General features: G+C 69.4%; 7 protein-coding genes. 3 read left to right on the top strand and 4 right to left on the bottom strand.

The features are described 5' to 3' along the window. Positions 1-186 precede the first annotated feature (186 nt). Positions 187-993, bottom strand: coding sequence for a hypothetical protein (locus tag ABB07_RS00310; RefSeq protein ID WP_208896670.1), 807 nt, complete (start codon positions 991-993; stop codon positions 187-189). A gap of 461 nt (positions 994-1454) precedes the next feature. Here ABB07_RS00310 and ABB07_RS00305 point away from each other — a divergent pair, with 461 nt between their 5' ends. After that, positions 1455-4871: a CHAT domain-containing protein gene (locus ABB07_RS00305; RefSeq protein ID WP_208896669.1), complete on the top strand. Its 3417-nt coding sequence runs from the start codon at positions 1455-1457 to the stop codon at positions 4869-4871. 263 nt (positions 4872-5134) lie between these two features. Here ABB07_RS00305 and ABB07_RS00300 read toward each other — a convergent pair whose 3' ends face one another. Together ABB07_RS00300 and ABB07_RS00295 are read right to left on the bottom strand one after the other, a co-directional pair. Further along, positions 5135-5770, bottom strand: a complete 636-nt coding sequence (locus tag ABB07_RS00300) for a class I SAM-dependent methyltransferase (RefSeq protein ID WP_208896668.1) — start codon at positions 5768-5770, stop codon at positions 5135-5137. Between the two features lie 60 nt (positions 5771-5830). Next, positions 5831-6337 carry a hypothetical protein gene (locus ABB07_RS00295; protein WP_208896667.1) on the bottom strand — a complete coding sequence of 169 codons (507 nt, stop codon included), beginning with the start codon at positions 6335-6337 and terminating at the stop codon, positions 5831-5833. A gap of 103 nt (positions 6338-6440) precedes the next feature. On the opposite strand from ABB07_RS00295, the gene ABB07_RS00290 reads away from it, so the two are divergent. After that, positions 6441-7697 (top strand): sensor histidine kinase, encoded by a 1257-nt coding sequence (locus ABB07_RS00290; RefSeq protein WP_208896666.1) that lies wholly within the window; start codon positions 6441-6443, stop codon positions 7695-7697. Beyond that, complete coding sequence (locus ABB07_RS00285; protein WP_208896665.1) at positions 7685-8329, top strand: response regulator; 645 nt, start codon at positions 7685-7687, stop codon at positions 8327-8329. The genes ABB07_RS00290 and ABB07_RS00285 overlap by 13 nt, the downstream gene beginning before the upstream one ends. 439 nt (positions 8330-8768) lie before the next feature. On the opposite strand, the gene ABB07_RS00280 is transcribed toward ABB07_RS00285, so the two are convergent. Beyond that, complete coding sequence (locus ABB07_RS00280; RefSeq protein WP_208896664.1) at positions 8769-10247, bottom strand: alpha/beta hydrolase; 1479 nt, start codon at positions 10245-10247, stop codon at positions 8769-8771. Positions 10248-10439 lie beyond the last annotated feature (192 nt).

Raw genomic sequence — 10439 nt, 5'->3', positions numbered from 1 at the left:
AGATGAGAGTGCACCCCGCGAGACTACGCGGACCGCGCGATTTGCACTCGCCCGGCAAGACCAAGGCGAACGTTGCCTGATGCGGCACTAGCAGGTGAGAGCTGAGCTGGCTACCTCGCGGCCCGCCAGACCCGTGACACGCTCGTCACCAGCCTTTCCTAAGGACAGAAGCTCTGACCTGGGCTGTCACGCGCGTTTGTTAAGCATGTCGTTGATGCGTGCCCCTTCGGCAGGTGTAATGCGCCCATTCGGCAGCTCGACGCCCAGCGAGTCGGCCAGCATACGCTGGTGGGTATCGACGGCGGCCTCGACCAGGTCGGCGAGCACGGCGGCTGACGAGCGGCCGCGCACATACCCTGTGACCAGGGTCACGACTCCGACGAGTGCGGCCGGCCACCACACGATGCCGAGCAGGAGGTAAAGAGTGCCCCAGGCTGCGGTTTCCGCCGCAACGCGGTAGCGGGTGGTCGCATCCCTGACTGTGGTGGTGACCGGCTCGGGCAGCAGCAGCCACAGACGGGGCCAGGCGAGAGTGACGAAAAGGCCGTATTGGGCGTCGATTCGTTCTCCGACGAGCCGGAAACGATCACCGATGGTGGTGACGCGGGCGGGCAGGTACCGTTCGGGCACCGTGTGTCCGCGGCGTAGCAGTGCCTCCTCGACTCGCCGCCGTCGCAGCGCCACCCACCACGTGGGGCTCGCAGCGGCCCACGAGCGTCGCACCACGGCGGCCAGAGCTTGAACGGCCAGTCCCGTTGCCGTCGCGCAGAGCAGAGCACCCATGACAGCGAGGAGTACTGCGGCGGGCCGCCCGTTCAGCTGCTGTCCGAGCCGCTGCGCGTATGCCTGGAGCCGCGCGGGATCGAGCGCGTGCGCATGGCCCAGCCACCATCCGCACAGCACAACGGAGGTGAAGAGCAGACCGGGCAGGAGCAGCGCGCTCAGCCAGCGGTCGGCCAGTTTTTTGCCGATCTCGGCAAGCAGGCCGTTCACGGCGACCGGAAGGTCATGGGCACGTCATCGATGACACAGCGCGGTTCGCGTCCGTTGGCGTCGGCATGAGCGCGTCGACCGCACCGGCCTCGCGGACACCGGTAGTCGCCGCGCACGGCAGGGACAGCGAGGTGGAAGTCGGTCAGAGAAACCTCAGCTCCCGTGGACCCGGGGACGGCGGACTTGTCCGGCTCGGGGTCCGGCGAGTAACCGAGCTCACGGCACACCTGCGATGCTGGCCCACCCTCGCGCACGACGGTGAGCGCCTGCTGCAGTCGATCCAGCGCGTAATCGTCTGCATCCAGAGCTTCCTGCAGTTCGGGCAAGGCCGCACAGAGCCAAGCGGCCGCAGCCCGGTCATCCGCGGTGGACGGCACTGGCGCCTCCTTTTGAACGACTTGCCAGCCCGACTAGATTAGCCAGTACGGGACTTACGTGGATCGGGATTGAGAGGGCCGGCAATGCAGGGCGGTGAACTCGAAGCAGCCTTACATTCGGTGATCGCCCGGGTCGAGCGGTACGAGCGGACCGGCGAGCCGGAGGCCGTGATGGAGCTCGGCACGCTGCCCGACGCAGCTCCCCTGTGGTACGCCGTGATGTCCGCACAGGGCACCTCTTTGGAGGTCATACAGGCCCTGGCCCGGCTGCATTGGGCACGCTCCAAGGCGCACACCGCCAAGCAGTGGGACGAGGACCTGTTCGCCGCGATCCTGCTGTACGCCCGTATCGGCTACGCCGACGCCCGGCTAGTCCCCGCGGAGGTGATGAACCTTCTGCGGTCTGAGCCCACCATCGATCACCGCTTTCTGGGCCCTCACAGCTGGGGCTGGCGCGCCACCGACATGCTCAAACGGCAGATGTACACCAACGACCTCGCCGAACTGGACGAGGTGGTGGACCTGTTCAGGGCATCCACCATGGCCTATCCGCCTGATCACCAGCTCTGGTACGGAGACATGTCCAATCTGGTGTTGGCACTGCGTCTGCGCTACGAACGGCGCAGCGACCCTGCCGACCTGGACCGCGCGATCCGCGCGGCAGAATCCGCCCTCCGAACCGGAGATCCCTACTCCCGCACCGCTCTGCAGCTGCGGGACAACTACAGTGCCACGCTGGCTCGGAGGGCCAAAGCGACCGGCGATATCCTCGACGCCACCAAGGCTGTCGAATTGAGCAAGCAGGTCATGGGCGGCATCCTGCCGTCCGATCCCCAGCGGCACCTGTTCGCCAACAGCTTGGCCGTTTCCCTGGCGACCCGCTACGAGCTGACCGGCGACCTGGACGACATCCAAAGCGCGGTGACGCATGCTGCCGAGGCGGTGACCTGCGCACCTGGAGACGACCCTGGGCAAGGCGCATACCGTTCCAACCTCGGAACCTACCTGTTGGCCCAGTTCGAGGCCACGGGACGGTTGGAACTCCTGAACTCGGCCGTGGAGTCGCTGACAAAAGCAGTCACCAAGGTCGGTTCGAGGCACGCTGACCGGTCCTTGGCTCTGATGCAGCTGGGGCTGGCCCTGCACACCAGATACGAACGCAGCGGTGACCGGCAGGACCTTCACGACGCGGTCAACGCAGTCGACGAGGCGCTGCAGATCGAGGAGGAACGCTCCGTTCGCCGTCCCGGGCTTCTCAACACGCGGGGACACGTTTTGTGTTCTTTAGGGGACGTGACAGGCGACCGAGGCTACCTCGACGCAGCGGTGGAGTCCTACCGCGAGGCGCTGCGCCGCACACCCTCGGGGCACCCGGAGCGCGCTCTTCTCGCATCCAACTTGGGAAACGCTCTGCTGGAGCGGCACGCGGGCGGCCCGTTCGCCGTCCGTCCGAGCTTCGGGGCGGTTCGCCACCTGTCGACCGGGAGCACGGGGAAGCGACTGCCCGCGATGGTCGAGAAAGGTCTTCGGGCCTTCTTCCGTGAGCCATGCGATGCCTCCTCCACCGATCTCGCTGAAGCAGCCGAAGCCCATCGGTTGGCCTTGGAGGAAGCGGGACCTCACCATCCGGGACGGGCGAGCTACCTCAACAACCAGGGCAACAGCGCCCGCGCGCGCTTCCTCGCGACTCGCGAGGAGTCCGACGGTGAGCATGCCGCCGAGCTGTACCGGCAGGTGCGCGGGATGGTGCCGTCGCACCATCCCGCGCACCCGAAGGCCACGCTCAACCTCGCGGACACCTTGCTGCAACTTGGCTCGGAGCGCGTCGAGGAAGCCTTGTTCCTATTGCGGGAGCTGGCCGGTGAGCTGTCGGCGCCCCCGTCGTTGCGTATTCACGCCGCATCGTCCTGGGGACGCGCCGAAGGAGAGCGTGGACGCTGGCAAGCGGCGTTGGAAGGTTATGCCGTCGCGCTGGACCTGCTGCCTTCCGTGGCGTCGCGCGGGCTGGACCGGGAAGTGCGCGAGGAACGTCTGTCGGATTGGAGCGGGCTCGCGACCGAGGCGGCAAGCTGCGCCATCGCAGCGAGTCAGCCGAACCGCGCCTTGGAGCTGCTGGAACAGGGCCGTGGCGTTCTGTGGTCCCAACTCCTCGATGCGCGAGACGACATGGCGGCCCTACGCGCAGCCGATCCGCACCTCGCCGATCGTCTCGCCGAGGTCGAGGCCGCCCTGGATGCCTCACCTCAGGCCTCGGCGGGGTCCGCGGAGGCAGGAGGTGAGGCACGCTGGTGGGCTCGGGCCGCCGATCGCCGACTGGCGCTCGCGGCCGAATACAGCGAACTCCTCGCCCAGGCATCGGCACTGCCAGGCCTCATCGGCTTCCGCCGCCCCTGGAAGGCGGAGCAGTTACGCCGAGCCACGGCCGGCGGCCCGGTGGTACTCGTGGTCACCAGCCGCTGGCGCTGTGACGCATTGATGGTCGACGAAACGGACACCCGGGTCGTCCCGCTCACCGCGCTGGAACACGCCACCGCCGCGCAGCATGGCGTGCGGTATCTCATGGCGCTCCAACGCTACGAGGCCAGCCGTCGTGACGAGACCGCCCGTGTCGCCCTCAACCTGGCCGTATCCAGCACCTTGCATTGGCTCTGGGACACCGTCGCTGATCCCGTACTGACCGCGCTGGGCCGCACCGCTCCACCCGGACCCGAAGAGGAGTGGCCACGCGTGTGGTGGTGCCCCACGGGATCACTGGCGCTGCTGCCCGTTCACGCGGCCTGCCGAGCCACACCAGGCGGCCTGGACGCCCCTGACCAAGCCGACGCTGTCATGGACCGGGTCGTGTCCTCGTACACGCCGACACTGCGTGCGCTCTTGGAAAGCCGTGCGGAACGTACCTCCGCCCAGCACCCTGGCAGGGTGCTGGCCATTGGCATGCCCGAGACTGCGGGGCAGGCACCGCTCCCCCAGGTGGAGGCCGAACTGGCTGGGCTGCGGGCCCGGTTTCCGGACATCACTGAACTGCGGGGGAAGGCAGCGACCTGCGAGGCCGTACGCGAGTCGCTGCGCACACATGCATGGGTGCATTTGAGCTGCCACGGAGGCCAGAACCTCGACCGGCCCTCCCAGGGCAGCCTGCTGCTGGCCGACGGAAGCCTCAGCATCGCCGATCTGCACACCGAGTGGCATGCGCACGGCGAGTTCGCGTTCTTGTCCGCATGCCGTACGGCTCTGGGAGGGGCCGGCGTGCCCGACGAGGCGATCACCATGGCGAGTGCCATGCAGTACGTGGGCTGGCAGCACGTCATCGGCACCCTGTGGTCGGTCGGCGCGGATACAGCAGCCGAGCTGTGCTCCGACGTCTATGACACATTGACCGCTAAGGGCAAATTCCGGCCCGCGCTTACCGCCGAGGCCCTGCACACAGCCGTGCGGGCACTACGGGCTGACGACGACCGCCAACCCGCCCGCTGGGCTGCGTTCATCCATTCCGGGGCATAACCTGTTCCCGGTCGATCGGTTGGGGCCAAAATTGGTCAGGCAGACACTTCCCAGCCCGGCCTAACAACGAAGGCTAATCGGTTGTGGTGGCCTTTTCGAAACGTAAGTCTGGCTGGGAAGGCGCCACAGCGTTCACAACACGCGAGCGGCTTGTACGGCAGGAGGTACGGGCCGGCCGCCGGGATCCGTCAGCTCCGCGGGTCAGAAAACCAGCCGCCCGGCCGCATCCCCGGCCTCCCGGGGCAGTACACCCGGGCCCGTCCCTACGCTGCCGCGGCGCAGGGGCGGAAGCGGGCTAGGTAGGCGAGGGTGGAGCCACGGTGTGCGGCCAGGTGGAGGCCGGAGCCGTCGGCGAGGCGGTGCAAGGTGCCGAAGGGGATCCAGTGGCGGTCGAAGAACTCGCCGACCACCAGTCGGCCGCCGGGGGTGAGCACCCGGACCGCCTCGGCCAGCACCCGCTCCGGCTCCGGTACCTCGCCCAGTGCGGTCACCAGGTACATGGCGTCGAACGTGCGGTCAGGGAAGGGGAGTTCACGAGCGTCACCTCGGGTGGGCGTGATGTTGGCGACGCCGTGCCGTTCCGCGCGCCGCATCACGTGGTCGAGCATCTCCGGCTGGATGTCCAGGACGTCCAGCCGTCCGTCCGGGCCGAGTTGGGGAGCGACGTGCAGCGACTGCAGGCCGGTGCCGGGACCGACCTCCAGCACCCGCTCACCTGGCCTGGGCCGCAGCACGGCGTCCAGGCGGTTCGCGGTCAGATACGGCAACGGCAGGTCCAGCAGCTTGTGTTGGGCGTACGGGTAAGGGGCCTTGTCGCCGAACCACAGGGCGCCGGCCGCGACGGCACCGGCGGCGAGCGCCCAGCGGACGGCGGGCTTGGCCAGGGCGGTGTGGGACATGGATCTCTCCTTGGGAGGGGATGGTGGCGTGCGGGAAGGAGGCGGGGCCGGGAGCGAGGGTCAGGCTGTCTGGCCGGCAAACCCGCGTACCGCCAGCACGACGCACACCACCGCCAGCGGCAGTTCCGCGCCGACCGCCATCACCACCGCCGATATCTGATCCGCGCCCGGTGCCGCGGTCACCGTGTCGAACCAGGCGTCGACCACCAGCAGCGTCGCGGTGGCGACGGCCGTCAGCGCGTGCAGGCGGTGGCCGCATGCAGCCAGCAGCCCCGTGGCGATCAGACCCAGCGCCTCCAGCGCGTCCAGTCCGATCCAGGCGGTACACCAGTTCGAGGCGATGGTGGTCCCCGGCAGACCGTTGGCCAGCACGACCAGCCATGGCAGCAGGGCCAGCCCGCAGCCGACCAGGACGTGTTCCAGGCGGTACCGGCGACGCGTGCGCCGGCCGGCCGAGCCGCGGGCCTCGTCCTGAAGTCGGCAGACGCTCAGGGTGCTCATCGGATCGGTCTCCTCGCGTTCCCGGTGCTCCTTCACGGCCTCCAGCCTCGCCCGCCAGGCGCTCACGGTCAGTAACGCGAATGTCCGTTGTGGGGGTGGCACTAGCTACACCCCGAGGCGGATGCTCTTGCCATGGCCCGCCCCCGGCCCGGACACCTACCGTTTCCCCATGCACACAACCGCCCGCCTGCGGCGCCTACTTCTGTTCCCGTTCCAGGGAGCCGGACGACCGGTCTCGTTCCTCGTCATGGGCGTCCTCATCCAGCTCGGCGTCCTCTTCGTCGTGTCCCTGCCGTGGCTGCTCTTCCTCCCGGTCCTCGACCCGGCGGGCCAACTGCTCCTCGCGGTGTTCATCCCGTTCACGGCCATCGTGCTCGCCGGGCCGCTGCTGACCGAGGTGCAACGCGGCCGCTTCCGCACCCGGCTCGACGTGGCCATCCCCTCGCCTTACGCGGGACAGCGGCCCCGGCTGCCGGAGTGGCTGCGATCCCGGGCGGGGCACCGGCAGCTCAGGTATCACCTGCTGGACGGGCCGCTGCTCGCTCTCGCGGGGTCCTTCACCCTCCTGGCATGGGTCGTGGCCGTCACCGCCACCTCGATCTACCTGTGGATCTGGCTGGTGCCGCTGGACTGGCGCGTCGACCATCCCGGCTACTACACCTGGGCGGCGTACGTCACCGCGGTCGGGCTCGCCATGCTCCACATCGCGCGGTTGTCGACCGACGCCCTCTCCCGGCTCGACACCCGCACCGCCACCGTCCTGCTCGGGCCCAGCCGCGAGGAGCAGTTGGCGCGCCGGGTCGAGGACCTGACCGAGAGCAGGACCGGCCTGGTGGACGCGGTCGATGCCGAACGACGGCGTATTGAACGAGACTTGCACGACGGTGCCCAGCAGCGGCTGGTCTCCCTTGCGGTCAACCTCGGCCTGGCCAAGGCCACGCTCACCGATCTGCCCGAGGAGGCCCGCCAGGTGATCGGCGAGGCGCACCGGGAGGCGAAGGAGGCGATAGAGGAGCTGAGCGGCCTGGTGCGCGGGCTGCACCCGGCCGTTCTGGAGGACCGGGGTCTGGACGCCGCGCTGTCCGGCATCGCCGCCCGGGCTCCCATCCCGGTACGGGTGAAGGTGGACCTGCCGTCGCGGCCGTCGCCCACGATCGAGGCGGTCGCCTACTTCGTCGTCTCCGAAGCACTGACGAACGTGGTGAAGCACGCGGAGGCGTCCAGCGCCGAGGTCACCGTGGAGCGCTTCGGGAAGACGCTGCTGGTCGTCATCAGCGACGATGGCGTGGGCGGCGCGGAACCCACCGGTGGTACCGGGCTGGCGGGGCTGGCCAAGCGGGTCGCCTCGGTCGATGGCACCCTGTCGGTCGACAGCCCCGTCGGGGGGCCGACCGTCATCACCGTGGAGCTGCCGTGCGTGCCGTGATCGCCGAGGATTCCGTACTGCTCAGGGTCGGGGTGGTCAAGGTCCTGGAGATGGCCGGCTTCGAGGTCGTCGCCGAAGTCGCTGACGCCGAGGCGCTGCTGACCGCGGTGGCGGAGCACCGGCCGGATATCGCGGTGGTGGACGTCCGCATGCCCCCCGGTTTCACCGACGAGGGAGTGCGCGCCGCGTTGGTCATCAGGCAACAGTGGCCAAAGACCGCGGTGTTGCTGCTCTCGCAGTATGTGGAGGAGCGGTACGCGGCCGATCTGCTGTCCGCCAACACCTCCAGCATCGGCTATCTGCTCAAGCAACGCGTCGCGGACGTGGAGGAGTTCGTGGACGCGCTGCGCCGGGTCGCGGCCGGCGGGACAGCGCTGGACCCGCAGGTCGTCTCCCAGCTTCTGGTGCGCCGCCACAGCGGCCCGCTGGACCGGCTCACCCCGCGGGAACGCGAGGTGCTGGAGCTGATGGCGGGCGGCCGGTCCAACGCCGGGATAGCGGGGCAACTCGTGGTCAGCGAGAGCGCGGTGGCCAAACACATCAACAACATTTTCGCCAAACTCGACCTGCCGAAGGCGGACGCCGACCACCGCCGGGTGCTCGCCGTACTGAGCTTCCTCGGCGTGGCCTGATCCCGGCCGACCCTGCGGACCGCATCCCCTTCCACTGGGGCCTTTGCGGCCTTTTTCCGGCATGACATCCGGGCGTCCGAGGTGATGTCGGCGCGGCACCGGGCCGCCCTCGCCACAGGCTGCCCCCCGTGCCCAATGCGGCCGGGACCCCCTCGCGCCCGTTGAGCGGCCGTCGACACCAACGCCCGTGCCAGCACCAACTCGCCTCAGGTGGTGTGTCGGTCCAGGCAGTGGGGTCTTGGAACGGTGGTTGCGCAAGCCGCTAGGGCCGTTTCGGCTGCCGGCAAGGGCGCGCCGGGTCGCGTACTGTCCGACCGGCATGGCCAGTCACGGCGTCACCAGGGCCATCATCGGCCGCCCCGGCAACGCCCGTTCAGGCTGGCACTGCAGGCCGAAGGAGGCATTTCACGCGTTGGCCCGGCGCTGCGGCAGGGTGTGCTCACTCGCAGTAGACGTCCGTTATGGGGCGCTGGCCGGTGGCCAGGAACCGTGAGACCGTTTCGTCTCCGCAAGCGTTGCCGTTGGCCAGGTAGGCCTCGTGGCCGGTGGAGTTGACGGTGACCATGACGGCACGGCGGCCCAGGGCGGTACGGAGCCTGAGGGCGCCGCTCAGCGGTGTCGCCACATCGCGCTCGTTCTGGACAAGCATGATCCGGCCGGCCGGTCCGCGGTCGGTGATTCGCACCGGCGCCTGTTCCGGCCGCCACGGCCAGGCGGCGCAGACCATGGCGTTGCGAGGCATGCCCGCGGTCAGGGGATACTTGGCGCGGCTCTCGTCAACGGCCTTCTGGTAGACAGTGGTTGATCGGGCCCAGGCTGCGTCGTTGCAGATGGTGGCGGCGGCCACGCCGGTGAGGTTCTGCAGCACGGTGTCGGGGGGCGACTGCGGTGCCGGCGGGACCGTGCCCTTGCGCGCGGCCAGGATCAGCTGGGCCAGTGCGGCGTAGTCGTCGGGGTCGTAGAAGCTGTTCAGCATGGTCTGGCGCAGGACGTTGCCGTTCAGCTCGGCCGGGTTGGCGCCGGGCCAGGGGATCGGGGCGCGGTCCAGGCGGGCGGCGAGCCGGAGGAAGAGCGGGCGCACCTCGGCGGCCGTGCTGGCCAGCCGGTACGGATTGCCGGGCGCCGACGCCCACTTGGCGAACACGGGGAAATTGTCCTCGACGCCCACCTCGAACGCGGCGAGCCAGGCGCGCTCCGCTCTGACCGGGTCGGGGTTGCCGTTGCTGTCGAGGACGACGCGGTCCGTGCGCTGCGGGAACAGCTGCGCGTAGACCGCGCCGACGTACGTCCCGTACGAGACGCCCCACGCCGACAGGCGGTGCTCGCCCAGCGCGGCCCGGATCTGGTCGATGTCACGGGCGTTGTCGACCGTGCTGATGTGTCGTATCAACGCGCCGCCGTTGCGGGCGCACGCGTCCGCCATGCGCCGGGCGGTGGCCATGTTCCCGGTGACCGATCCGTTGGCGTCGGGCCAGGGCCGCAGCGCGGTCAGGGCGAGGTCGGCGTGGTCGACGCCGCAATCGACTGCGGTGGAGGGCGCGTTGCCGCGCGGCGCGAACCCGATCAGGTCGTACTGGTCCCGCACGGCCTGAGGCAGCTTCTGCCCCTTGCCGGAGGGGGCGTCGAGGCTGTCGCCGCCCGGCCCGCCGGGGATGAGCAGCAGGGCACCCCGTCGCGCCGAAGGCTTCTCGCTGCGGATACGGGAGAGCGCCAGGTCGATCTTGGGGCCGTTCGGGTCGGCGTAATCCATCGGCACGGTGAGGGTCGCGCACTCCTGTCGGGGATCGAGGCCTGTTCCCTCACACCTGGCCCAGTGCAGCGGGCTGCCGGCACTGGCCGAGGCCGTGAGCGGAGTGATCAGGCCGAGGAGGACGGCGCTGGCGGCGAGGAGTGAGGCGTTGCGGATGCTCTTCGTCATGGCCAGAGCCTCGCTGATCTTCGTCGGCTCTCCCATCCGGTCAACGTCCGTGTTCCCAGGGGGCTAGCCCCACCCCGCGGCTCGGGTTCGTCACGGCCCGGCGGTCCACATCGGATGGCTTTCCGTAATGGGCTGGTTGTCGCCGCAACTCCTTGGTACGTGAGCGTGTTCCGCGCTTTGTGCGGATCTGAG

Source organism: Streptomyces incarnatus, from assembly GCF_001027185.1.
Lineage (GTDB): Bacteria > Actinomycetota > Actinomycetes > Streptomycetales > Streptomycetaceae > Streptomyces > Streptomyces puniciscabiei.
The sequence above is the reverse complement of the archived record's forward strand: the minus strand, read 5'-3'. Positions and strand labels throughout refer to the sequence as shown.

What these genes read in the sequence shown, in the direction of transcription:
- ABB07_RS00280 (WP_208896664.1), bottom strand. Translation starts at nt 10,247, where the DNA reads ATGACGAAGAGCATCCGCAACGCCTCACTCCTCGCCGCCAGCGCCGTC.
- ABB07_RS00305 (WP_208896669.1), top strand. Translation starts at nt 1,455, where the DNA reads ATGCAGGGCGGTGAACTCGAAGCAGCCTTACATTCGGTGATCGCCCGG.
- ABB07_RS00300 (WP_208896668.1), bottom strand. Translation starts at nt 5,770, where the DNA reads ATGTCCCACACCGCCCTGGCCAAGCCCGCCGTCCGCTGGGCGCTCGCC.
- ABB07_RS00290 (WP_208896666.1), top strand. Translation starts at nt 6,441, where the DNA reads ATGCACACAACCGCCCGCCTGCGGCGCCTACTTCTGTTCCCGTTCCAG.